Source organism: Geothrix oryzae (genome assembly GCF_030295385.1).
Taxonomy (GTDB): Bacteria; Acidobacteriota; Holophagae; order Holophagales; family Holophagaceae; genus Geothrix; species Geothrix oryzae.
This window is the reverse complement of record NZ_AP027079.1, coordinates 1566766-1591265: the sequence shown is the minus strand read 5'-3', so window position 1 is coordinate 1591265 and position 24500 is coordinate 1566766. Positions and strand designations below refer to the sequence as shown.

Below are 24500 nucleotides of genomic sequence, written 5' to 3'. Positions count from 1 at the left end.
AGGGAAGAGGCTCCGGTGGGCCGCCAACTGCGGTAACCTGCGATTCTCCCGAGGACATCCGATGCCCCACGCATCTCGGAACGAACACGCCGCATGCGGGGTGGGATTCATCGCCTCCCGAACCGGGGAGGCCTGCCACCAGATCCTCCGGGATGCCCTCCAGGCCCTGCGGTGCGTGGAGCACCGGGGCGGCTGCGCGGCCGATCAGGTCAGCAGCGACGGCGCGGGCGTCATGGCCGACATCCCCTTCGAGCTTCTGGGCCACCGGCCCGGCGAGATCGCCGTGGCCAGCCTCTTCATGCCCCAGGATCCCGGTCGTCTGCGCCGCGCCCTCGCGTTGTTCGAGTCCATCTTCGCGTTCTTCGACCTGGATGTGCTGGCCTACCGCGAGGTCCCCGCCGATCCCACGGTGCTGGGCGACGATGCCCGGCGCACCCTGCCCTCCCTGCGGCAGGCCATCCTGCGCCGGCCGGCCCACTGCCGCACGGACGCCTCCTTCGACAAGCTGCTCTACAACGCCAAGCAGGTGCTGCGCACCAAGCTGGAGGAGCAGGGCATCACGGACGAGTTCTTCTTCGCCTCGCTGTCCGCCCGGACCATCGTCTACAAGGCCCTCACCCGCGCGGCGGATCTCGACCGCTTCTACCCGGATCTCTTGGACCCGAGCTTCATCACCCGCTTCGCCCTCATCCACCGCCGCTTCAGCACGAACACCCGCACCTCCTGGGACAAGGCCCAGCCCTTCCGCCTCCTCGCCCACAACGGCGAGATCAACACCATCGCCGGCAACCGCTCCCGCGCCATCTCCCGCGAGATGTCCATCGGGCTCAAGGCCGACCAGCTGGTGACGCATGGCTCCATCAGCGATTCCGGCAGCCTGAACGAGATCGCCGAGGCCCTGCTCTACCGCAGCAGCATCCCGCATGTGGAGGACATCCTCGCCATCATGCTGCCGCCCGCCGAGGCCGAAGCCCCCTTCTACACCTTCTGGAGCCGGGCCATGGAGCCCTGGGACGGCCCCGCCTTCCTGGTCTACGCCGATGGCGGCACTGTGGGGGCGCGGCTCGATCGCAACGGTTTCCGGCCCGCGCGCTGGGCCATCACAGACGACCGGTTCTATCTGGCCTCCGAGGCCGGCGCGTTTCCCTTGGATGAAGCGGCGGTGCGCCGCAAGGGCATCCTCCACGCGGGCACGGGCGTGAAGGTGGACCTGGCCACGGGCCGCGTGCATTTCCGGGATCCGGGCCGTTCGCGGGAGCACCGGGACGCCGCCTTCGACCCCCGCACCACGCCCATCGGCTCGGTTCCCGATCCGGCCCCGCCGGAAGGTCCCGTCAGCGTGTTCCGAAAGACGCTCTTCACCTGCTCCCGCGAGGAGCTGGAGAAGGTCCTCTATCCCATGGTTGCCACCGGCAAGGAGGCCATCGGCTCCATGGGCGACACGGCCCGGCCCAATGTCTTCTCCTCCGAGCCCCGGCCCTTCTTCGACTACTTCTACCAGCACTTCGCGCAGGTCACGAACCCGCCGCTGGACTACCTCCGCGAAGGCAACATCACCGACCTGCGGGTGTTCCTCGGCCGCTCGCCCAACATCTTCTTCCCCAAGGACCTGATCCCGCTGAGCGAGGCCCTGGAACTGCCCCGGCCCATCCTCGACCTCGGGCAGATGCGCTTCCTGGAGCGGATGCAGAGCTACCGGCCCTCCGAATCCCACATCATCCCCCGCACCTTCCCCATGCGCTTCCGCCGCGACGACGGCGTGGCGGGCTTCCACGCCGCCGTCGCGCGGCTGGCGGCCGATGTCCTCGAGGCCGTGAAGGGCGGCACCAGCGTCATCATCCTCAGCGACCGCGAAGCCAGCGTGGAGCAGCCCCCCATCCCGGGCCTCATCGCCCTGCGGGCCGTGGTGCACACCCTCAACGAGTCCGGCCAGCGCCTCAACGCCTCCATCGTCATGCACACGGCCGAGGCCCGGACCTCGCACCACCTCGCCGCCCTCATCAGCTTCGGCGCCTCCGCCGTCTGCCCCTACCTCGCCCTGGAGATCGCACGGCGCGACGAGCACCCGACCTTCGGCGCCCTGAGCGCGGACCGACGCGAGCAGAACCTGGTCGCAGCGCTGGAATCGGGCCTGCTCAAGATCATGGCGAAGTGCGGCATCTCGGTGGTCCAGAGCTACATGAGCGCCAAGCTCTTCACCGCCGTGGGCCTGGGACCGGAGCTGATGGAGACCTTCTTCCCGCAGCGCACCAGCCCCATTGGCGGCATCGGGTACGAGGATCTGGCCGGCGACATCCTGCGGAAGACCGGCCTCGCGGCCCAGGCGGGCTTCATGGACCGCCTGCTGCACACGCACCAGTTCCGGGAATCGCCCCATCCCGGCCAGGGCGAGCACCACGGCATGACCTCGGCCCGGGCGCGGCTGCTCCACCGCCTGGTGGCCCTGGATCCGGACACGCCCGAGGCGCGGGACCTCTACCAGGACTACCTCGCCTCCCTGAAGCTCGACGAGCCCATCAACCCCCGCCACCTCCTGGCCCTGCGCCCGGATGCTGCGCCCCTGCCCCTGGAAGCCGTCGAGCCGGTCTCGGCCATCCTCCAGCGCTTCGGGGCCGGCGCCATGTCCTTCGGGGCCGTCAGCGCCGAGAGCCAGCGCGACCTCATCCTGGCCATGGAGGCCTCGGGGGGCCGCAGCAACAGCGGCGAGGGGGGCGAGAATCCCTTCTACTGGACGGACGGCATCACCGCCTCCACCAAGCAGGTGGCCTCGGCCCGCTTCGGCGTGACGGCGGAGTACCTCATCTCGGGGGAGGAGCTGCAGATCAAGGTGGCCCAGGGGGCCAAGCCCGGCGAGGGCGGCCAGCTCATGCGCGTGAAGGTCGACGAGTCCATCGCCAGGGCCCGGTTCTCCCTGCCCGGGGTGGACCTGATCTCCCCGCCGCCCCTGCACGACATCTACAGCATCGAGGACCTGAAGGAGCTCATCTACGAGCTGCGGCAGGTGCATCCCGCCGCGAAGATCAGCGTGAAGCTCGTCTCGGGCACGGGCATCGGCACCATCGCCGTGGGGGTGGCCAAGGCTGGGGCCGACATCATCTATGTGGCCGGGGGCGACGGCGGCACCGGGGCCGCCACGCTGGGTTCCATGAAGCACGCGGGCCTGCCCTGGGAGTTCGGCCTGGTGGAGGCCCAGGGGGCGCTGCTGGAGAACGGCCTCCGCGACCAGGTGGAACTGCGGGTGGACGGTGGTCTGCTCACGGGCAAGGACCTGGTGACGGCGGCCATCCTCGGCGCCGAGGGCTTCGAGTTCGGGAAGTTGCTGCTGGTGGCCGAAGGCTGCGTGATGGCGCGGATCTGCGAAAAGAACACCTGCCCCGCGGGCATCGCCACCCACGATCCGAAGTTCAAGGCCCGCTACACCGGCAGCCCCGAGGCCATCCAGCACATGCTGATCCACCTGGCGGAGGATGCGCGCCGCCACCTCGCGGCCCTGGGCGTGGCCTCGCTGGGGGATCTCCAGGACCGGGTGGACCTCCTCCAGGTGGCGCCGGACCATGCGGCCTTCGTGCACGACCGGAAGCTCAACCTGGGTTCGCTCCTGGATCCGCGCCCGCCACGAACCGGCGGAGGTCCGTCCGCTTCCGCCTCCGAGGGTGTGGGGCCCCTGAACCAGCGCATCCTGGCGGAGGCCGAAGCCTTCCTGGAAGTGGGGGGCACGCACCACCAGACCCACACCATCACCACCCAGGATCGCGGCGTCCTGGCCACCCTTGCCGGGGCCGTGGCCAAGCGGGTGCGCGAACGCCGCCGGCGGGGCGAGGATCCGACCGTGCCGGGCACCCTGCATCTGGATTTCACCGGCAGCGCGGGCCAAGGATTCGCCGCCTTCCTCACGGACGGGCTGGCGGTCCGGCTGCAGGGCGAAGCCAACGATTCCGTCGCCAAGTCCATGTCCGGCGGGCGCGTGGTCCTCCTCCCGCACCCCCGGTCGACCTACGCCGCCGAAGAGAACGCCATCCTCGGCAACGGCGCCCTCTATGGCGCCACCGGCGGGACGCTGCTGGTCCGCGGCCGGGCCGGAGACCGCTTCGCCGTGCGGAACAGCGGGGCCTCGGCCGTGGTCGAGGGCACCGGCCACCACGCCTGCGAGTACATGACCCGGGGCGCCGTGGCCATCCTCGGCCCCGTGCTCTCCAATGCCGGCGCCGGCATGACCGGCGGTTGCCTCTACCTGCGCCGGACCCACGCGGAAAGGGTGAACCAGGACTACCTCACCGCCCTCCCCTGGCGGCCCGAGGAAGAGGCCGAGTTCCGCGGCCTGCTGGAGCAGCACCACGCCGAAACCGGCAGCGCCACCGCCGCCGCCCTGCTCGAAGACTGGCCCGCCACCCTCCAGGCCTTCAGCGCCTTCGTGCCCGTGGCCGTGGCGGCAGGGCTGAAGGCCAGCTAGCCCCATCCGCCGGACCCACCTTCTGCAGGAAGGCTTTGCGTCCCGCACTTGGTGGAAGGCATCAGCCCACCCGGTCAAACAACCCAGGCTGGCAGACGGGAGGCGGCGGTGGCGGTGCGGGCTTCTCCGCCTTCTCCCGGGGCCGGCGGCGGGTCGGGAAGGTCTCGGCGAAGGCCTGGCGGATGCCTTCGGCATAGGTGGGGTCCAGCACCTTCAGCCAGCCATGGTCCGCCAGCACCTTGTAGAAGGGATCCTGCTTCAGCAGGCGCAGGCGGCCCACCCAGGCATTGGAGGCACCGCTGGTGCGGGCCCGGCGGGCAAATGCCTGGGGCGCATGCACGGCCATGAGGGGGGCCACCGCCACCGTCACACCGATGCCCGCCGCCGCCAGGCGTTCCACCGCGGCCCAGCGGCTGGGGATGGCCGGGGCGTGCGGCTCCACCGTCTGGCGGACGGTGTCGTCATCGGTGGGGATGGAGAGGCCCACGGTCAGCCGGTCTCCGAAGGCCCGCAGCAGTTCCAGATCCTGCAGCACCATGGGCGAACGGGTGTGGACGATCACCTCGGTGGTGGGACAGAGCAGCAGCACCTCCAGGCAGCGGCGGGTCAGCCGGTATTCCCGCTCCAGGGGCTGGTAGGGATCCGTGGCCGAGGCCATGAACACCCGCTCGCCATGGAGCCGGTGCCGCTGGGACCAGAGCAGCTCCGGCGCATTCAGCTTCGGGGCGACCCATTCGCCCCAGTCTTCAGGCTTGTGCAGGGCGTTGGGGTAGTCCCGCACATAGCAGTAGCGACACCCATGCCCACAGCCGCGATAGGGGCTGAGGGCGAATCCGAAGCCGTACCGGTCGTCCTTCTGGGGACGCAGGATGGACCTGGCCTCCTCCGGCTCCACCAGCAGGTTCTGGAAGAGGGGCGGCGGATCCGACGGAAGCGGCAAGGGCGTCATAGCCCAAGTTTTCGCTTTTTATTCGCCAAGTCAAGGGGCGGCGGGCGATTGGGGAGCCAGGGGGATCACATTGATCCGGCCGTTGGTTTCAAGGATGGCCACGCGCACATCGGCCACATCGGAAACCCCCGCCTGCCGCACGGCGGCCATCAGCTCATGGCGGGTGATCCGCTCGGAAGCCAGCATGGCCTCGTCCAGCTGCCCGTTGTGGATCAGAATCTGCGGGCGCCCCTCCAGCAGCGTCTCCGCCCGCTTGCTGCGCCAGGTGAGCCAGGACATGACGCCGTTCACCGCCAGGAGGGTGGCGACCAGGATGAAGCCCCCGGCCACGGTGTTGTCCCCGGCGTTCATGCTGTTCTGCACGGCGTTGCTCAGCACCAGGAGCATCACGAAGTCGAAGGGCGCCAGCTGGCCCACCTGGCGCTTGCCCGTGAGGCGCAGCAGCACCAGGAGGAAGCCGTACACCAGGAGGGCCCGCAGCACGAACTCCCACCAGGGCTGGGTCAGCTTCCACATGGAAACGCCCACGGGCAGGGCGCCCTCAAGCAACATGGCGATGGACATGCCCCTCCCCTGAGGATCGAGGACTGAAGATGGCCCTACTCGATCTCGACCGAGAAGGACGCCGAGCCGAGTTCCGTGCCATCCGCGGCCAGGACCTTCACTGTCCACGCGCCCTCGTCGCCCTTGCGGAAGGTGCGGTAGGCGTTCGTGCGATAGGGCGAGCGCGGCACCTTCAGCTCCAGTTTGGTAGTGCGCTCGCCCTTCGCGAACGCCACGGTGATGGTGCTGTCGGCGGCGCCGGCGACCTTGGTCCAGGCGTAGAGCTTCGTGCCGGCGGCCACTTTGAAGGAGGCGGCTTCGCCCTGCAGTTCCATCTTTTCGATGCCGGTGCCGACCTTGATCTCGGCAGAGGCCTTGGCTTCAGGGGCCTGGGCGACGAGCGCCGCCGAGGCGAGGAGGGGAAGGAGGAAGGCCTGACGCATGGAGGCTCCTTGATGGAAAGGTGGCCCCATTCTGCGCCCGATCCCCGCCGGTGTCACCGCGCCGGTGTCACTGCGTCGGGGGCGCCCGTCAGAAGGTGATCACCAGGGAGGTGGTGAACACGGTGTCGGTCTTCTTGAGCTGGAAGGGCACCTGGCCGAGGACCACCGGCGGCGTGGCCACGGGCGTCTGCACCACATCCACCCCCACAGAGGCGGGCTTGTTCTTGTAGGTGATGTCGTAGCCCACCTTCAGGGCGAGCCGGGAGGACAGGGTCGTGGTGAAGCCGTTCCGCCAGACCGCCAGGTAGTTCTGGGTGTCCTTGAAGCTGTCGGAGAGGTTCAGTTCCGAGATGAAGGTCGATGCGGCGAAGAGCTTCTTCTCGAACTTGGCGCCCAACCGGAAAGTGCTGAACCCGTCCTCCGTTCCCGCGGGGCGGAACACCTGGGTCTCCCTGGTGTAGCCCACGCCGGCGTCCGTGAAGAACTTGGTGCGGTCCTCCTTGAGCCACCAGTGGCCGAGCCCCACCAGCCCCGTGTACCGCGCTTCCAGGCCCGCGGGGAGGTTGCGCTCCCAGCCGGCGGATCCGAACCACTGGAGATGCTCCGTGAGGTTGTGGTCGTAGCGGAGGTTGGCGAAATAGGTCTCCGTGCTGGTCTGGGTGGTGCGGGTCTCCAGGACCGTGGCTGCCGCCAGACTCGGCCCGAGGGCGCTGCGGCCCACGGTGGTGGTGGCCACGCGCACGCCCCCGGCGTTGAACGCGAAGGCCGCATCGGTCCAGGTGTACTTGAACTCGTTGGAGAAGCCGAGGCTCTGGCTCGAGGCGTTCCCGCCCACGGCCACATAGCTCAGGGCGGCCTTGTCCGACCAGGGCCGCTTGGGAACGGCTTCCTCCTGGGCCGCCAGGGGCAGCAGCGCCGCTGGAATAAGCATCAGCAAAGGCCCGGTGCGCATGGCCGTCTCCTAGAAATGCCAGGCGATGGTACCCGCTTCCCGGTCGGGATGCATTCAGGCCACCCAGGTTTCCAGGCCTTCGAGGATGTCCCGCACGCCGGGGCCGAAGCGGGCGTTGCTGAGCCAGTCGAGGCCGGCGGGCAGGCCTTCGACCGCCATCTTCACCCGGGCCCGGTGGCCCAGCTCGGGACGCGGGATGGCGCGTTCCGCGCGCTCATGGCGCGTGGCCACGGGCTCGCCGAGGCTGGGAATCCAGAACTTCAGCCGCGCCTGGATGCCCTCCCAGGTCTCGAGGTCCGCGGGCTTGCCGAAGGCGCCGCCGATGAAGCTGCGGAGCTGCATGAGCCCCTCCGGCGCGCTCTGGGGATCCATCCAGGACGGCACCAGGGAACCCAGGTATCCGCGGCCTTCGGGGGGATGGATGAGGAAGCCGAAACTGTCCTTCAGGGCCGGCAGCGGCGCATGGCGGCTGTGCCAGAGATCCACGGAGGTGTAGGGGATGGCCGCCAGGGCCTCGGCGCTTTGCGGAGCCGCGGAGCCCAGCAGGATGGCGGCTTCATAGGCGGGCAGCGCCAGCACCACCCGATCGGCTTCGCGGATTTCGCCGCCGCCGCTCGCGCGCCAGCGACCGTCCGGCAGAGCCTCCAGCCGCTCGGCGCGAAGGCCTGCGCGCACGGACGCCAGCTTGGCGGCGAGACGGATGGGCAGCTGGCCCATGCCCCCTTCGGGCACCACCATGTGGCTTACGCCGCCCTTGCGGATGCCGTTCACCAGGCTGCCCGTGGCCTCCCACTGGCGCAGCTTGGGGATGGCGTCCACGGACAGGATCTCCGCAGGCGCGGCCAGCACCCCCGCGATCATGGACGGCAGCAGCTCCGTGGCCACGCCCTTGCCCAGGCGCCGCGTGATGAAGGCGCTGAGGCCCTCCTCCGGCTCCCCCGGCCGCACGGGCTGGAAGGGCTCCAGCATCATGCGGAGCTTGGCGCCCAGGGGCATCAGCGGCGATGTCATCAGCCCCACCGGCGAGGCGGGCACGGGGATGAGCCGCCCGCCCTTCCCCACCCAGCGGGCGCCGGTGCCGGGCGACTTGAACGGCAGGTCGATGGCGCTGAAGAGGCGGTCCACCGCCGTGCCCTTCTGCCACAGCACGCCCTGGGGCCCGGTCTCGAAATGTCCGCCCTCCCAGGGCAGGGTCTTCATCCAGCCGCCCACGGTGGCCCCAGCCTCCCAGACCTCCACGGCCTCGCCGCGCTGCTGCAGGTGCCAAGCGGCCGCCAGGCCCGTCACGCCTCCGCCGAGGATCAGGGTGCTCATGGGAGGATCTCCAGGACGCGCCGCGCGAGGCAGCGGATGTAGGCGGGATCGGTGCCGGGGGCGGCCACGCGGCGGTAGGTGCGGATGCCCGCCTTGTCGGCCACATGCCGGTATTCGATGTCCAGTTCGTGCAGGGTCTCGATGTGCTCGCTCACGAAGCTCATGGGCACAACGATCACATCCTTGCCGCCCATGGACTCCAGCACGCCTTTCAAGGGCGGCTCCAGCCAGCGTACGGGCCCCGTGCGGCTCTGGTAGGCCAGCAGGTACCCGCCAGGGATCTCGCCGATCCGCGCCATGAGCGCATCCCGGGTGGCGTGGATCTCCCTCTCGTAGGGATCGCCCGCCTCGATCTGGCGCACGGGCAGGCTGTGGGCGCTGAAGATCACCGTGGCGTTGGGCAGCTCCTTCAGCGCCGCCCGCAGGGGCGCTTCCAGCGAATCGAGGTAGTCGGGATCGGTGGCGTAGTGATCCACCCCCGGCAGGATCTCCATCCCGGCCTTGGCCGCCTCGATGGCCAGCTCCCGCAGGCTGGAGCCCGTGGTGGCGCGGCAGTCGTGGGGATAGAGCGTCACCGGCACCAGCTTCCGGATGCCCTCCCGCTTCAGGGCCTTCAGCAGTCCCTCGGCCCGCGGCGCGGCGTAGCGGAAGCAGAGCTTCACGGGTTCCGTGCGCCCCGCGGCGCGCAGGGCCGCCCGCAGCGCCGAAGCCTGGTAGGCGCTTTCCCGCAGCAGCGGCGAGCCACCGCCGATCTCGGCGTAGCGGCCCTTCGCGCCGGGAGCCCGCAGCTTCGCGATGAGCCTCGAGAAAGGCCCCTGCAGCCAGGCTGGGCCCGGCAGCCGGATCAGATCCCGGTCACCGAACAGCGCCGCCAGGAACGGCTCCACCTGGTCCAGGTTCACCGGGCCGCCGAGGTTCAGGAGCAGGATCGCCGTGTCTCGCATCGACTTCCACCTTACTTGAGACTTGCCGGAACATTCGTCACGGAACCCTGGACAGGTCCTGTGCGGACAGGAAATTCCGCCCGGACCCGGGCCGACCCACTAGACTGATATCGAGACTGGAGATCAGCCATGCCCCTGTCCACCCCGCCATCCCCGCTGCCTTCCGCTTCGCAGGCCGCCGCCCTGGCCCCCTTCGCCGCCCTGCCCGACGAGACCCGCCTCTGGCTCCTCGCCTTCGATCGTCCCGTGGAGGCCGCCCTCCTGGCCCCCGAGGTCGAGGCGCTCCTGGGCCGCTGGCGGCACAAGGGCGTCGAATACCACGCCACCTGGACCGTCCTGGAAGGCCGCATCCTGGCCGTGGCGGAGCCGACGCTGGCCACCCAGCCCTCGGGCTGCGCCATCGACGGCATGCTGCGCGGCATGCACCAGCTGGCCAGCCGCCTGGACCAGACCCTGCTGGACCCCCAGGCCGTCCTCGCCCGGCTACCCGGTGGTCTGCGCGCCTTCGACCGGGCCGAGTTGGAGGCCCGCCTGACGGACGGCACCCTGGAGGGGACCACGCCGCTGCTGGACCTGACCCTCTTCAATCTGGGCGATCTGCGCCAGGGCCGCCTGGAGCGCCCCCTGGCCGCCACCTGGATCGGCCGGAAGTACCTGCGGGCCGTGCCTTCGACCTGATCCCAGGCCGCGGGGAATCGTCCTGCCATACGAAAACGAGGCGGCCAGGCCGCCTCGTTTTCGTTGGTAATGATGAAGGTCTAGAAAATCGACTCGCCCGGCTTGCGGCGCCAGCCCTCGGAGCGCTTGGGGGCGTCCGCCTTGGGCTTGGCATCCTTGGCGGCGGCCAGCGTCTGCAGCAGGGAGCCACCCATCTTCGAGGCCACGCTCTTGGCCAGGGCCGGGGCCGCGGGAACCATGGGGGCGCTCACGGGGCCCGACACGGAACCCTCGGGGGTGGTGGCGGACTTGGCGGTGATCTCCTTCAGGCGCTTCTCGTACCAAACCTTCCGCTTGGGATCGATGACGCGCATGTTGGCGGCCTTCTCCCCCTTCTTGAGGACCTTGGGCTTGGGCTTCTCACGGTCTTCCCGCAACACGGAATCGGGCTTTGCAGCTTCTTCGAGGATCTTCGCCAGGTTGCCAAGGCCACGCAGGGTCATCATGTGCGGTTGTTACTCCAGAAGGGGCCACGGGCCACCGTTCATAAGAATAGCGGCAGAGCCTTTGCTTACATAGTGATTTTAGGCACGAGCTGCGTTTTTTTCGCCGCCCGGGGGTCCCCGGCGCCTGGGACACTGGACCCCATGGCAACCTCGACCGCTTCGATGAAGGCCCGGCTGGATGGGCTCTGCGCCCGCTACGACACGGCCGGGGCCCTGGAGAAGGACCCCCTGAGCCTCCCGCTCACCTACGACGGCCCCCTGGACCGGGAGGTCGCCGCCTTCGTGGCCGCCCACCTGGCCTATGGGCGGGTCGACCCCATGATCCGGGCGGTGCGGACCGCCCTGGCCCCCCTGGGCCCGCGGCCCGCGGCTTGGCTCCGGGACTGCTCCGAACCGACCGCCCGGAAGGAGTTGAGCCGGGCCCTGGCCTCCTGGGTCTGGCGCTTCCACACCGGCGCCGACCTCACGGCCTGGCTGCTGGCCTGGAAGCGGCTCGACGCGGAGAGCGGGGCCGGCCTCGAATCCCACCTGGTTCCGGCCCCCGGGGAGGCGCCCGACGAGGCCCTCTCCCGGCTGGTGCAGCGGCTCCGGACCGACCTCCCGGCCTCCTACGGCGCCCGCTTCTCCCTGCCCGATCCCCGCGAAGGTGCCGCCTGCAAGCGGTGGCGCATGTTCCTCCGCTGGATGGTGCGCTCGGGCTGGCCCGACCTCGGCCTCTGGACCCGCCTTTCCGCCCATCAGCTGATCATCCCGCTGGATACCCATGTGGCGCGGGTCTCGCGCTTCATCGGGCTCACCCGCCGCGCCACGCCCGACGGGAAGATGGCCCTTGAGATCACCGAGGCCCTGCGCCGCCTGGATCCGGCCGATCCCCTGCGCTACGACTTCGCCCTCAGCCACCTGGGCATCATGGGCGATTGCCCCGGGATCCGCAGCCTGCCGTCCTGTGCCCCCTGCCCCCTCGTGGCGGTATGCAGGGCCGGCAAGCGTTGACGCGAAGCCGGACGACCCGGGTGGATCAGTGGGAACAGATCAGCGGGAACCGGCGGGAAAGCCCACGGACTGGGCCAGCAGGATGAGCTGATCGGGCCGGAGGACGAGGCGGGGGGCCAGGAGGGCCCGGTCCACATAGGCCCGGGCGCCGGTGGCCAGGCCCGTCGAGGCGCAATAGAGGTAGATGTTCTGGGAGATGTAGCCGGCATCGGCGTGGGCCCACTCCCGGCGCTGCTCCAGGGGGCCCGTCCCTGTTTTCGCCAGGTCCGCCACGAGGACCAGCGTGACCGGGGCATCCTGGACGAAGGCCTGGGTGCCCCCGAAGGCCCGCAGGTCGCCGGGCGCCACGGGATCGAGCCGGTGGGCCTGGGCCTGGTAGCGGTAGGCGCCCTTCTTCAGCAGGACATAGAGGTCGATCTCCTGGGTGTTCCTGGCGGAGGGCGCCGTGCGTCTCCCGTCGGGGCGGTTGACCCCGAAGGCGGCCCACAGGAGGTCCGAAAGCTGCTGCAGCGGCAGTTCCCGCTTGTCGAAGGCGCGGGAAGTCGAGCGCAGGGCCAAGGCCTCCATGAGCGGGCGCCCCCCCGTCTTCTGGGGCGCCGGCAGCTCAAGCGGAGCCTGCGCCTGGGCGAGCAGCGCACCGGCGGATAAGAGCGCGGAGGCAAGGGCGACGCCGATCTTCATCGAACACCTCGGGGACCATGAGCGTGGAGAGAATCGGGGCGGACACCCCGGCCCGGCCCGGTCTGCGGCCCCATTTTAGTCGAAGATGATCGATAGGTTGAATATTCGGTCCTTGAGCCCGGCCCCTTTGCGCCCAGGCGCAAAGGGGCCGGGCTTACCACGGCACTCGGGGGAACGACTTAGGGCTGCTTCTTCCGATCTGACCCGGTTCATCGCACCCCGATGCATGGGGCCCGGCTTGGATTCAGACTACCCGGGAAGCGCCCCGCAGCACCAGCAGGAGGCCCCCCGGCAGAGGGGCACCGCTGCTTGAAGTGATGAATTTCATGGCCTTTTTTAATCAGTGGAAAAAGACGGGGTCTGACCCTTGACACCCCTACATGTTGGGGCCATCCTTTTCTCCCGGCACAACCCCTAGAGGTCACCTCAAAGTTCCCCATGCCCTGGGGATGGCTTTGCGCACCTCGTGGGAAGGCCGTGTCTTTCGAACCGTCCTTCTCCACTCCATCACCCAGGACAGCCCCCATGAAGATTGCCCGCCACTTCACGAAGGCAGGTCACGACCCCCTGGAAGGGATCCCCTTCGTCCCCCGGACCAGCCGCATCTCCAAGCTCGACGGCACGGTGGTCTTCGAGGCCAAGGATGTGATGGTCCCGGACACCTGGTCCCAGGTGGCCGTGGACATCCTGGCCCAGAAATACTTCCGCCGGAAGGGCATCGACGCCCAGAACGGCGGCGAGAAGGACGCGCGCCAGGTCTTCCACCGGCTGGCGGGCTGCTGGCGGCACTGGGGCGAGACGCACGGCTACTTCGATTCCGCCGAGGATGCCCAGGCCTTCTACGACGAGCTCACCCTCATGCTCGCCAAGCAGATGTGCGCCCCCAACTCGCCGCAGTGGTTCAACACGGGCCTGCACTTCGCCTACGGCATCTCCGGCCCCGCCCAGGGCCACAGCTTCGTCGATCCGAAGACCGGCGAGATGATGAAGTCCACCTCGGCCTACGAGCGCCCGCAGCCCCACGCCTGCTTCATCCAGAGCGTGGCCGACGACCTCGTCAACGAGGGCGGCATCATGGACCTGTGGACCCGCGAGGCCCGCATCTTCAAGTACGGCTCGGGCACGGGCACCAACTTCTCCAAGGTGCGAGGCTCCGAGGAGCCCCTGTCCGGCGGCGGCCGCAGCTCGGGCCTCATGAGCTTCCTGGCCGTGGGCGACCGCGCCGCCGGCGCCATCAAGAGCGGCGGCACCACGCGCCGCGCGGCCAAGATGGTCTGCCTCGACCTCGACCACCCCGACATCGAGGCCTTCATCGACTGGAAGGTCGCCGAGGAGCGCAAGGTGGCCATGCTGGCCGCGGGCAGCGCCGTCGTGCGCCGCCACTGGGACGCCATCTGCAGGACCGTGGAAGGCTCCACCAGCAGGGACGCCGACCCCAAGACCAACGAGGCCCTCCGCAAGGCCCTGGCCCGCGCCAAGCGCGAGGGCGTGCCGGCCGCGTTCCTCACCCAGTGCCTGGGGCGCCTGGCCGAGGGCGACTTCGCCCGGGACCTGGCCGGCTACGACACCTCCTGGGACGGCGAGGCCTACCTCACCGTGGGCGGCATGAACTCCAACAACTCCGTGCGCGTGCCCGACGCCTTCATGCGCTCCCTGGAGATGGACGGCGACTGGGAGCTGAAGCGCCGCATCGACGGCAAGACCAGCAAGAAGCTCCGCGCCAAGGATCTCTGGGAGAAGGTGAACCGCGCCGCCTGGACCTGCGCCGATCCCGGCATCCAGTTCAACACCACCATCAACGACTGGCACACCTGCCCCGAAGACGGCCCCATCAACGCCAGCAACCCCTGCTCCGAGTACATGTTCCTCGACGACACCGCCTGCAACCTGGCGTCGCTGAACCTGTGCACCTTCCTCACGGATGACGGCGGCTTCGACCTCGCGGGCTACCGCCACGCCATCCGGCTCTGGACCGTCGTGCTCGAAATCAGCGTGCTCATGGCGCAGTTCCCCAGCGAATCCATCGCCAAGCTCAGCTATGACTTCCGCACCCTGGGCCTCGGCTACGCCAACCTGGGCGCCATGCTCATGCGCATGGGCATCCCCTACGACAGCGTCGAGGGCACCCAGTGGTGCGCGGCCCTAACTGCTCTCCTCACCGGCGATGCCTACGCCGCCAGCGCCGAGATGGCCCACGAGCTCGGGCCCTTCCCCGGCTATCAGAAGAACGCCGCCCACATGCTGCGGGTCATCCGCAACCACCGGCGCGCCGCCTACAACGCCCCGGCCTCGGAGTACGAGCAGCTCTCCATCCGGCCCCAGGGCCTGCACGGTGCCGGCGTGCCCAAGCGCATCGTCGAAGCCGCCCGCGAGAGCTGGGACACGGCGCTGACCTACGGCGAGCAGTGGGGCTTCCGCAACGCCCAGGTGACGGTGCTGGCGCCCACGGGCACCATCGGCCTGCTCATGGACTGCGACACCACCGGCGTCGAGCCCGACTTCGCCCTCGTGAAGTTCAAGAAGCTCGCCGGCGGCGGCTACTTCAAGCTGGTGAACGGCGCCATCCCCGAGGCCCTGGCCCGCCTGGGCTACGCGCCCACGCAGATCCACGAGATCGAGCGCCATGTGGTGGGCTGGCAGCAGATCACCGACGAGACTCCCGGCATCACCCGCAGCATGCTGAAGGGCGCGGGCTGGGCCGAGGAGGAGATCGCCTCCGTGGAGCAGAAGCTCCCCACGGCCTTCGATCCCGCCTACGCCATCGATGTGGAGCGCCTGAAGAACGACTTCAGCCCCGAGCAGGTGGAGACCTTCCTCCTGGCCCTCAGCGGCACCATGACCGTGGAAGGCGCGCCCCACCTCAAGGACGAGCACCTGCCCATCTTCGACTGCGCCAACCGCTGCGGACGCACGGGCCGCCGCTACATCGCCCCCGTGGGCCACCTGAAGATGATGGGCGCCGCCCAGCCCTTCCTCAGCGGCGCCATCAGCAAGACCATCAACCTGCCCGCCGAAGCCACCGTGGCTGAGATCGGCAGCATCTACGAAGCCAGCTGGCAGCTCATGCTCAAAGCCGTGGCGCTCTACCGCGACGGCTCGAAGATGAGCCAGGCCATGGCCACCAACCTGGACCTGCTGGATGGCGTCGACACCCTGCTCGACGAGCAGGCCACCGGCACCGAGAAGACCCCGGCCGTGGCCCAGGCCCTGACGCAGCAGCTGGTGCGCACCTACCGGCGCCGCCTGCCCAACCGTCGCGGCGGCTACACCCAGGCCGCCACCATCGGGGGCACCAAGCTCTACCTCCGCACCGGCGAATACGAGGACGGCAGCCTCGGCGAGATCTTCCTCGACATCCACAAGGAGGGCGCCGCCTTCCGCGCCGTGCTCAACTGCTTCGCCATCGCCGTGAGCATGGGCCTGCAGCACGGCGTGCCGCTGGAGGAGTTCTGCGATGCCTTCCTGTTCACCCGCTTCGAGCCCGGCGGCATGGTGGCCGGCAGCGACACCATCAAGCTGAGCACCAGCCTCATCGACTTCGTGTTCCGGGAGCTGGCCATCAGCTACCTGGGCCGCTACGACCTGGCCCATGTGGAGCCCGAGCAGCTCGTGAACGCCGCCACCGGCCTGCGTCCCAACAGCCAGGCCCCCGGCGCAAACCTGCCGAACCTGCCCACGGGCACGCCCCTGCCCTTCCCCGAAGCCACGGGCAGCATCTCCACCCCCACCGTGGCCCAGCCGACCCTCCAGCCCGTGGCCCAGCCGGTCACCGTCGGCGCCCGGACCACCGTCTCGGCGGCCCAGGCCGCCCGCGAAAAGGGCTACACCGGAGACCCCTGCCCCGAATGCGGCCACCTCACCCTCGTCCGCAATGGCGCCTGCATGAAGTGCCAGACCTGCGGCGCCACGACGGGGTGCAGCTAGAAAGACGATCCACCGCAGAGGACGCGGAGCACAGAGAAGGGCGGGAGCGATCCCGCCCTTCGTCATGTCATTCGTGTCCATCCGTGTTTATCCGTGGCGGATCCTTCTTCCCCGCCACAAGATAGCTCCATGCCCGATCCTCTTGACCCCACCGCCCTGGACCTGGCCTCGGACCCGGAGCTGGGGCCGCTGCTGGCGGCACATCCGGACATCGCGCCGCTGCGGTTCCGGGATGGCGAGCTCCTGGTCGTGGAGGGGGAGGATTCGCAGGATCTGTTCATCGTGCGCAAGGGCAGCCTGGTGGTGGAGAAGGCCCTGCCGGACGGCACAATGCGGCCTCTGGCGCAGATCGAGTGCAGTGCGGAGGCACCCGCCATCATCGGCGAGATGGCCTACTTCGGGGCCCAGCGCCGCACGGCCACGGTGCGCGCCGTGGGCAGCTGCCAGGCCCTGCACCTGAAGCCCGCCCACCTGGACGCCATCATGGCGGGCTTCCCCGGGCTCACCCGCATCCTCTGTCGCCAGTTCACCTCGCGCCTGAAGGAAGCCAACGAGGAGCTGCGCGACCTGCGGGCCCGCTTCGATCTGGCCGCCCAGCGCCGCATGGTGCAGCCCGGCGAGGTGATCTTCGCGGCGGGAGCGGAGGCCGAGGCCCTGTTCCAGCTGGCCCTGGGGACCGTGCGCCTCACCGAGGCCACCGGTACGCGCCTCCTGCGCGCGGAGGATCTGCCCGGCGGCTACCTGGGCCTGGCGGCCTACCTGCGCCAGCGCCCGTACGCCGCCACGGCCACCGCCGAAGAGGCCTGCTTCCTGGCGGTGATCCCGGCCTCGCGCCGCGCGGCCTTCCTGCGCGCCCAGCCGGAGTTGGCGCTGCAGCTGCTGGAGGCCGGGGGGGACTGACCGCCTCAGGCCCCGGTTTCAAGCCCCGCTTCAGCCACGGCCGCGTCCAGCATCCACCGCGCGATGCTCAGCGGGCCGGGCAGCGGCGGCAGGGCATCCAGACGGAACCAGCGGGCGTCCTCCAGCTCGGTGGGATCGGGCCGCAGCTCGCCTGCAAGGTGCTCGGCCAGGAAGGCCACCATGAGCCCGTTGGGAAAGGGCCAGGGCTGGCTGCCGAAGTATTTCAAGCCCTGGACGCGGATGCCCAGTTCCTCGGCCACCTCCCGGTGCACGGCCTGCTCCAGGGATTCTCCGGGTTCCGTGAAGCCCGCGATGGCGCTGTACACGCCGGGCTTGAAGTGGGGCGACCGCGCCAGGGCCAGCTCCCGATTCCGGCCTTCCCCGCGGGAGATGAGCACGATGATGGCCGTGGCGTTCGAGGGGAAGACCGCCAGGCCGCAGGCCGGGCAGCGCCGGCCGTGGCCTTCGCCGGGCTCCAGGGCCGTGGCGCAGCGGCCGCAGAAGCGGTGGCCCGCCGCCCACTCCAGCCACTGGTAGGCGCGGCCGGCGCGGACCCAGGCCTCGAGATCCATCCGGGGGAAGGCCTCCCGAAGGCTCAGGGCCTCCACCCCTTCGGGCACGGCCTGCTCTCCGGCCACCTTCAGGGCCAGATGCCCCTCGGGCAGCCGCAGGCTGAACTCGGCCTCGACCTCGGGGAGGGCTGATCCCGAGGGAAGCCACAGCCGGTCCCCCTGGAAGATGATGCGCACCTCGCTCACCCCTTCTCCCTGCCGACGGCCTGGCTAGTGCCGGTCATGGCCCTTGCGGTCATCACGCCGGTCATCGCGCCGGTCGTCGCGCCTATCCTGGCGCTTGTCCTGGCCCTTGTGCTTGCCCTGGTCGTGGTGCTCCCGCTTGGGCTTCCGCTCGACTCGGCGGCCTTCCCGGCCTTCCTTCGGGGAGCGCGGTGCCGCGGGCGCCGGGGCCGGCTTCTTGGAGAGGCCCAGGGGATCCGGGAGGTTCAGCGGATTGGGGATCTGGGCGAGGAGCAGGGAACTGCCGAACATCAGGGCCATCAGTGTGCGGGTCATGCGGGTCATACGGGTCATGGGGTTCCTCCCGGGGCGGGCTCTGCAAGAGGCAGGGTTCCCACCGTGCCGAAGTCCCATGCTACTCCCTTGCGGAGGGCGGCCCCGGCCCGGCGGTTCCGGCTACACGAAGGCCACCGCATGCACGGGCGGCAGGTGCTCGGCGAGGGTGAGCCAGCTGTCGCCGCCATCCTCGCTGATCCACACCGACCCGGTGGTGGAGCCGAAGGCCAGGCGCTCGCCGCTGGCGTCGAGATCCAGGGCGTGGCGATAGACCAGATCGTAGGCCCAGGCCTGCGGCAGGCCCTTGTGCAGGGTCTCGAAGGTGCGGCCGCCGTCGCGGGTGCGGTTCACCACCACGCGCCCCTCGGCGGGAATGCGCCGCTCGTCCTTGATGGCGGGCACGAACCAGGCCGTGTCCGGGTCCTTCGGATGCACCACCACGGGGAAGCCGAAGACCGAGGGCTTCACCTCCGTGATCTCCGTCCAGCTCATGGCGTTGTCGGTGCTGCGGAAGATGCCGTTGTGGTGCTGCACCCAGTAGGTGTCCGGGGCCGCGGGGCACTGCACCATGCGATGGGGATCCTGGGATTCGGGGGCCTCCACCAGCTCAGGAGGTGCGTAGTCGGCGCGCATGCCCTTGGTGTGGGCCGTCCAGGTCCGACCCAGATCGGTGGTGATCCACACCCCTCCGCTGGAGACGGCCACCGCCACGCGGTTGCCGTCCCTGGGATCCACGCAGATGGAGTGGATCCCAGGGGCATCGGCGCCGCCGCCCATCCACTTCCGGCGCTCGGGCATGTTCCAGAGGGATTCCACCATCTGCCAGGTGTCGCCGTGGTCCTCGCTCCAGAAGAGCCCGCCGGGCAGCGTGCCCGCCCAGAGCAGGCCTGGTTGCGAGGCGAGGCCCGGGGCCAGGCACCAGAAGCGGATGAGGCGCCAGGGGATCTCCCGGCCCAGGAAATCCTTTTCGACATGGCCCTCGGGCGGCGCGGGGTAGGCGGGCACGCCGATCTCGGCCCAGGTGGCGCCGCGGTCCCGGGAGCGGTGCAGCTTCGCGCCGAAGTGGCCATGGTCCAGGGCCGCGTACCAGGCGCCATCCCGCGGGTCCTGATGGGTCAGCGAGACATTGTCGCCCAAGAAGGACACGCCCTCGAGGGCCCAGCCTCCCTTCCCCTGCCGCCGGGCGGAGAAGAGCCCCTTGCGCGTCGAAATCAGCAGCTGGTCGGACATGTCAGCCTCCGGAAAGGGCCTGCATGACGAAGATCTCGCCGGTCGCGGACACGGGATCCCCCAGCCCCCTCCGGTCGGAGATGGGCTCGCCATCCACGAAGATCGCCATGTGGAACCGCAGGGCGCCGTGCTCATCCAGCACATAGCCGCGGGCCCTGGGGTAGAGCGCGAAGGCCGCTTCCAGGCTCTCCTTCACCGTGGCGCCGCCCACGGCACAGGGCGGGCACGGCACATGGCGCTGGAGGTTGCCGGTGAAGGTGACGCGGGGCATGGAAATCCCTGGGACCCGCCAATCTCCGCCCTTCAAGACCGAGTGTCAAGCTGTGGGGACAATGATTTCCCCGGGCGGCCAGCGCGACCCCCCAGGGGGCCCGCAGCTACTTCCCGGGCGGCCGCTGCCACCGCTCCCGGTGGGCCTCGGCCTTCATCCGTTCCTCCTCCCGCCGGATCCGGGCCTCGATGAATTCCTCATCCTCGAGGCGCGTGGGATCGGGGAGGGGCCGGCCCTCCAGATCGTGCAGGGGCGCGGAGCGGCGTTCCACGCCGATGATCCTGCTCCAGACCTGTCGCCGTTCGATCGGTACGACCATGGTCCACCTCCGGCTCAAGCCAAGAATAGGTCCCGGGGATCGTCACGCCATTGTCAAAAAAACGCAGGGGACGGATCCCCTGCGTTCTCGGAAAAAACCGTAGACCGACTAGATCAGGCCCAGCTGCTTCACGGCCTGGCGCTCCTCGTCGAGCTCCTTGGCGGTGGCATCCATCTTGGCGCGGCTGAAGGCGTTGATCTCCAGGCCCTTCACGATCTCCACCTGGCCGTTCTTCACGGTGACGGGGAAGCCGTAGACCAGGCCCTCGGGCACGCCATAGCTGCCGTCGGAGACGAAGGCCATGCTGGTCCAGTCGCCCTCGGGGGTGCCCAGCGCCCAGGAGCGCATGTGCGCGATGGCGGCGTTGGCCGCGCTGGCGGCGCTGCTGAGGCCGCGGGCCTCGATGATGGCCGCGCCGCGCTTGGCCACGGTGGGGATGTACGAGGTCTCGTACCAGGCGTGGTCATTGACCAGCTCGTAGGCGTTCTTGCCGTCCACGGTGGCGTGGTAGAGATCGGGGAACTGGGTGACGCTGTGGTTGCCCCAGATGGTCATCTTCTTGATGGCGGTGACGGGCTTGCCGGTCTTCTCGGCCAGCTGGGAGATGGCGCGGTTGTGGTCCAGGCGCACCATGGCGTGGAACTGGGTGGGCTTGAGCTTGGGCGCGTTGGAGAGCGCGATGAAGGCGTTCGTGTTGGCGGGGTTGCCCACCACCAGCACCTTCACATTGCGGCTGGCCACTTCGCTCAGCGCGTTGCCCTGGGGCTTGAAGATGCCGCCGTTGGCGTTCAGCAGGTCGGCGCGCTCCATGCCGGCCTTGCGCGGCAGGGCGCCCACCAGCAGGGCGTAGTCCGCATCCTTGAAGGCCACCATGGGATCGTCGGAGGTGACGACGCCCGCCAGCAGCGGGAAGGCACAGTCATTGAGCTCCATGACGACACCGTTCAGCGCCTTCAGGGCCGGAGTGATCTCCAGCAGCTGGAGGATGACCGGCTGGTCCTCGCCCAGCATCGCGCCGCTGGCGATGCGGAATAGCAGGCTGTATCCGATCTGACCGGCAGCGCCGGTGACGGCAACGCGAACGGGGGGCTTCATGCTGGATCCTCCTGGGAGATGGCCCATTCTATACCTCACCTCGGACTCATCGAACCGTCGGGCCGGGAATCCGTGACGCATGTCCGCACACGGGCCAGCCATCTGGAAAGTTCCGCGATCCCCCAGCCGATAGGATGGATTCGGCCCAACCATGCGCGTACCCCTCCCCCGAATCCTGCGAATCCTCCTGCTCGCCTGCCTGGCCCTGGTCGCCCAGGCCGTGGGCATTCCGGCCTCCGGACGCATGGTCTTCCGCGCCTACGGCCCCTCTGAAGGCCTGGAGCACACCAGCCTCACGACCCTGGCCCAGGACGCGACGGGCTTCCTCTGGATGGGCACCGAAGGGGGCGCCTACCGTTTCGACGGCACCAGCTTCCGGCTCTGGAGCCTGCCCGAGGGCCTGCCCTCGGCCTGGGTGCGCACCTTCGGGCCCGCCCCCGACGGCAGCCTGTGGATCGGCACGCGCGCCGGGCTGTGCGTGCTGCGCGAGGGGCGCATCCACCCTCTGGAGCCGGGCGATCCGCTGGCCTCCGCCCGGATCCATCACATCCTCCACGACTCCAAGGGCCAGATCTGGGTCGCCGCCGAGTCGGGGCTGTTCCGCAGCATCGGCCGCGGCCAGCGCTTCGCCCCCGTCCAGGGATGGCCCGGCGGCCCGGCCTATTCGCTGGCCCTGGGCCCCCACGGCCTCTGGGTGGGCGGGGCCTCGGTCCTCCGGTACCGCGACGAGGACGCCGTCTGGCGGACCTACGCCGCCCCGGAAGGCGTCCCGGCCGAATCCGTGAAGGCCCTCCTGATGGGGCCCACCGGCACCCTCTGGGCCCGGACACCCAGCCAGCTGCGGGTGCTCCGCCCCGGCGCCGCCCGCCTCCTCCCGCCCTCCCGGAACCTGCCGCCCCTGGCCGTCAGCTTCTATGAGGAAACCCTCAGCTCGGACGGCCAGGGCGGCGTGTTCGTGCCGACGGCCAAGGGCCTGCTGATCTTCCAGGAATCGGGAATCTGGAAACGCCTGGATGAGACCCGGGGCCTGCCCTCGGGGTGGGCCAACCAGGCCCTGGTGGACCGGACGGGAAACCTCTGGGTGGCGAGCCTGGGCCTGCACCGGCTTCAGGGCGGAGGAACCTGGGAGAACTTCACGCGGCTGGACGGACTTCCCGCCGACAACACCTGGGGCCTGGTCCGCGATCGCGCCGGCGTGCTCTGGATCGGCACCAGCAACGGCCTCGCGCGCATGAGGCCCCGCGGACCTGGGCACCCGGCCCCTCTCGGGCCTGAGGCCTACGCCCCGGGCGCGGGACTCGTCCTCTATGTCCTCAAGGAAGCTCCCGACGGAGCCATCTGGGGCGCTGGGGAACATCCCTTCCTGGTGCGCGTCAGCCCGGACCGCTCGCGGCTGACGCGCATCCCCCTGCCCCCCTCTCCGGGCCTCGCGGTGCCCGTGGCCCTGGCCTTCGATCCGGCCGGATCCCTGTGGATCGGCACCTCGAACGACGGGCTCTGGCGGCTGACCGACCCCTCGGGACACGCCTCCTTCCAGCGCGCGGAGATTCCCGGCGCGGGCGACCTCGGGCAGATCACGGCCCTGCACCTGGATGCGCGGAGCCGCCTCTGGGTGGCCACGGGCCGCGGCCTGGCCTGCCTCGATCAAGGCCGCTGGCGCCTCTGGGGCCGGGACATCGGTCTGCGGAACGCCCCCCTGTGGGCCCTGGCACCGCTGTCGGACGGCACCGCCTGGATCGGCTACCTCGAGCCCATGGGCCTCACCCGGGTGGATCTCAAGGGCGAGGCCCCCCGCGTGATCGAGCAGAAGACGCGGCGGGACGGCCTCGCCAGCGACTCGGTGTACAGCCTGGCGGTGGATCCCTCCGATCACCTGTGGGTGGGCGGCCCCCGGGGCGTGCAGCGGCTCGATGAGCGGGGGGGGCGGCTCTTCCGTCGGGAAGACGGTCTGGCGGGCACGGACTGCAACCCCTTCGCCACCTGGGCGGACGCGGATGGCGGCGTCTGGTTCGGCTCCACGGCAGGCCTCCTCCATCACCACGATGCGGAGGGACCGCTCCCGGGGAGATGGCCCGCGGCGATCCTGGTTTCCATCACCCTGGGCTCCCGCCAATGGGACCGCCCGATGACCGGCGAGGGTACGCTCGGCACGGTCCCGTACGGAGAGCGCACGCTGTCGGCGCGGTTCAGCTCCCTGGCCTTCGAGCATGAGGGCCGGCTGCGGTTCCAGGGTCGCCTTGTGGGCCTGGAGGACACCTGGATCGACCTGCCGGGCCGGGAGCTCCGCTACCCCGCCCTGCCCCCGGGCACCTACCGCCTGGAGGTGCGCGCCCTGCTCGAGGACGGCGGTCCGGGGCCGGTGGCCTCCGCCGCCTTCCAGGTGCTGCCGCCCTGGTGGCTCCGCTGGTGGGCCTGGCTCATCTGGGGGGGACTCGCCCTCTCCCTGGGCGTGGCCGGCCTCGGCTGGCGCGTCCGCTGGCTCCGGCACCGCAACGAAGAACTGAAGGTCCTCGTCCACCAGCGGACCGAGGCGCTGGAACTGAGCAACCTCGCCCTCACCACCATCTCCACCACCGACCACCTCACGGGCCTGCGCAACCGCCGCTATCTCGCGGAAGAGCTCCCGTCCGTGCTGGCCCTCGCCCTGCGGACCCGGCGCGAACGCGCCGGGTCCGAGCCCGCCACCGACGCCTGCATCGTCTTCGCCATGCTGGACCTTGATCACTTCAAGCGCGTGAACGACACCTGGAGCCACGCCGCCGGCGACCTGGCGCTGAAGCAGGTGGCGGATGTCCTGAAGCACGAGGCCCGCGAATCCGATTTCCTCATCCGCTGGGGCGGCGAGGAGATCCTGTTCGTGGGGCACACCAGCGACCTCGAAGGCGCCGCGGCCGTGGTGTCCCGCCTGCACCAGGCCATCCGCAATCACCCCTTCGACCTGGGCCTTCCCACGCCGATATCCCTCACCTGCTCCATCGGGTACTCCCTCTTCCCCTTCCAGCCGGATCACCTGGAGGGCGCCTCCTGGGAAGACCAGGTGCGCGTGGCCGACCGCTGCCTCTACGCCGCCAAGCGCTCCGGCCGGGACGGCTGGGTGGGCGTGGCGGGGCGGCCCGGATCGGCGCCGGGTCTGGCCCAGCGCTTCGACCAGGCGCCCTCTCTCTGCGTCCAGGGCGGCACCGTCGATCTGCTCAGCGGCCCCTGGAAGGTGATGAGCCTTCACTGGGACTAGGGTCTGGTTTCAACTTTCACGGCACCG

General features: G+C 69.9%; 20 protein-coding genes and 1 other RNA gene. 6 read left to right on the top strand and 15 right to left on the bottom strand.

Going from position 1 to position 24500, the window contains the following annotated elements; all coding sequences use genetic code 11:
- The first annotated feature begins 61 nt into the window (after positions 1–61).
- Positions 62–4450, top strand: a complete 4389-nt coding sequence (gene gltB, locus QUD34_RS07295) for a glutamate synthase large subunit (RefSeq protein ID WP_286355943.1) — start codon at positions 62–64, stop codon at positions 4448–4450.
- A gap of 61 nt (positions 4451–4511) precedes the next feature.
- Here the strand turns inward: gltB and QUD34_RS07290 are convergent, their stop codons facing one another.
- From QUD34_RS07290 to hemH, 6 genes are all read right to left on the bottom strand, one after another.
- Positions 4512–5399: an SPL family radical SAM protein gene (locus QUD34_RS07290; RefSeq protein WP_286355942.1), complete on the bottom strand. Its 888-nt coding sequence runs from the start codon at positions 5397–5399 to the stop codon at positions 4512–4514.
- 30 nt (positions 5400–5429) lie between these two features.
- The gene (locus QUD34_RS07285; protein ID WP_445991596.1) at positions 5430–5915 is read right to left on the bottom strand and encodes a DUF421 domain-containing protein; all 486 of its coding nucleotides are present in this window, start codon (positions 5913–5915) and stop codon (positions 5430–5432) included.
- 83 nt (positions 5916–5998) lie between these two features.
- Positions 5999–6385 (bottom strand): DUF2914 domain-containing protein, encoded by a 387-nt coding sequence (locus QUD34_RS07280; RefSeq protein WP_286355940.1) that lies wholly within the window; start codon positions 6383–6385, stop codon positions 5999–6001.
- A gap of 88 nt (positions 6386–6473) precedes the next feature.
- Positions 6474–7337: a DUF481 domain-containing protein gene (locus QUD34_RS07275; protein WP_286355939.1), complete on the bottom strand. Its 864-nt coding sequence runs from the start codon at positions 7335–7337 to the stop codon at positions 6474–6476.
- 54 nt (positions 7338–7391) lie between these two features.
- Positions 7392–8651 carry a protoporphyrinogen/coproporphyrinogen oxidase gene (locus tag QUD34_RS07270; RefSeq protein WP_286355938.1) on the bottom strand — a complete coding sequence of 420 codons (1260 nt, stop codon included), beginning with the start codon at positions 8649–8651 and terminating at the stop codon, positions 7392–7394.
- On the bottom strand, positions 8648–9595 hold the full coding sequence (gene hemH / locus QUD34_RS07265; protein ID WP_286355937.1) for a ferrochelatase: 948 nt from the start codon (positions 9593–9595) through the stop codon (positions 8648–8650). The genes QUD34_RS07270 and hemH overlap by 4 nt, the downstream gene beginning before the upstream one ends.
- A gap of 129 nt (positions 9596–9724) precedes the next feature.
- Here hemH and QUD34_RS07260 point away from each other — a divergent pair, with 129 nt between their 5' ends.
- Positions 9725–10273, top strand: a complete 549-nt coding sequence (locus QUD34_RS07260) for a hypothetical protein (RefSeq protein ID WP_286355936.1) — start codon at positions 9725–9727, stop codon at positions 10271–10273.
- Between the two features lie 80 nt (positions 10274–10353).
- Here the strand turns inward: QUD34_RS07260 and QUD34_RS07255 are convergent, their stop codons facing one another.
- On the bottom strand, positions 10354–10758 hold the full coding sequence (locus QUD34_RS07255; protein ID WP_286355935.1) for a hypothetical protein: 405 nt from the start codon (positions 10756–10758) through the stop codon (positions 10354–10356).
- A 141-nt stretch (positions 10759–10899) separates the two neighbouring features.
- Here QUD34_RS07255 and QUD34_RS07250 point away from each other — a divergent pair, with 141 nt between their 5' ends.
- Complete coding sequence (locus QUD34_RS07250) at positions 10900–11751, top strand: TIGR02757 family protein (protein ID WP_286355934.1); 852 nt, start codon at positions 10900–10902, stop codon at positions 11749–11751.
- A gap of 39 nt (positions 11752–11790) precedes the next feature.
- Here QUD34_RS07250 and QUD34_RS07245 read toward each other — a convergent pair whose 3' ends face one another.
- Positions 11791–12432: a SagB/ThcOx family dehydrogenase gene (locus QUD34_RS07245; protein ID WP_286355933.1), complete on the bottom strand. Its 642-nt coding sequence runs from the start codon at positions 12430–12432 to the stop codon at positions 11791–11793.
- 143 nt (positions 12433–12575) lie between these two features.
- Positions 12576–12671, bottom strand: an RNA gene (gene ffs / locus QUD34_RS07240) — signal recognition particle sRNA small type.
- 286 nt (positions 12672–12957) lie between these two features.
- Here ffs and QUD34_RS07235 point away from each other — a divergent pair.
- Both QUD34_RS07235 and QUD34_RS07230 read left to right on the top strand, forming a co-directional pair.
- On the top strand, positions 12958–16356 hold the full coding sequence (locus tag QUD34_RS07235) for an adenosylcobalamin-dependent ribonucleoside-diphosphate reductase (protein ID WP_286355932.1): 3399 nt from the start codon (positions 12958–12960) through the stop codon (positions 16354–16356).
- A 129-nt stretch (positions 16357–16485) separates the two neighbouring features.
- The gene (locus QUD34_RS07230) at positions 16486–17256 is read left to right on the top strand and encodes a cyclic nucleotide-binding domain-containing protein (RefSeq protein WP_286355931.1); all 771 of its coding nucleotides are present in this window, start codon (positions 16486–16488) and stop codon (positions 17254–17256) included.
- Between the two features lie 5 nt (positions 17257–17261).
- On the opposite strand, the gene nudC is transcribed toward QUD34_RS07230, so the two are convergent.
- The 6 genes from nudC to QUD34_RS07200 form a co-directional block, all read right to left on the bottom strand.
- Entirely contained in the window at positions 17262–18014 is a 753-nt protein-coding gene (nudC, locus tag QUD34_RS07225) for an NAD(+) diphosphatase (protein WP_286355930.1), read from the bottom strand.
- 24 nt (positions 18015–18038) lie between these two features.
- On the bottom strand, positions 18039–18344 hold the full coding sequence (locus QUD34_RS07220) for a hypothetical protein (RefSeq protein WP_286355929.1): 306 nt from the start codon (positions 18342–18344) through the stop codon (positions 18039–18041).
- A 102-nt stretch (positions 18345–18446) separates the two neighbouring features.
- The gene (locus QUD34_RS07215) at positions 18447–19556 is read right to left on the bottom strand and encodes a WD40/YVTN/BNR-like repeat-containing protein (RefSeq protein WP_286355928.1); all 1110 of its coding nucleotides are present in this window, start codon (positions 19554–19556) and stop codon (positions 18447–18449) included.
- Between the two features lies 1 nt (position 19557).
- Positions 19558–19827, bottom strand: coding sequence for a MoaD/ThiS family protein (locus tag QUD34_RS07210; protein ID WP_286355927.1), 270 nt, complete (start codon positions 19825–19827; stop codon positions 19558–19560).
- A gap of 106 nt (positions 19828–19933) precedes the next feature.
- A complete protein-coding gene (locus QUD34_RS07205; protein ID WP_286355926.1) occupies positions 19934–20146 on the bottom strand; it encodes a hypothetical protein in 213 nt (70 codons plus the stop codon).
- Between the two features lie 108 nt (positions 20147–20254).
- Entirely contained in the window at positions 20255–21241 is a 987-nt protein-coding gene (locus QUD34_RS07200; protein WP_286355925.1) for a malate dehydrogenase, read from the bottom strand.
- 151 nt (positions 21242–21392) lie between these two features.
- Between QUD34_RS07200 and QUD34_RS07195 the strand changes: the two genes are divergently transcribed.
- The gene (locus QUD34_RS07195; RefSeq protein WP_286355924.1) at positions 21393–24473 is read left to right on the top strand and encodes a ligand-binding sensor domain-containing diguanylate cyclase; all 3081 of its coding nucleotides are present in this window, start codon (positions 21393–21395) and stop codon (positions 24471–24473) included.
- Positions 24474–24500 lie beyond the last annotated feature (27 nt).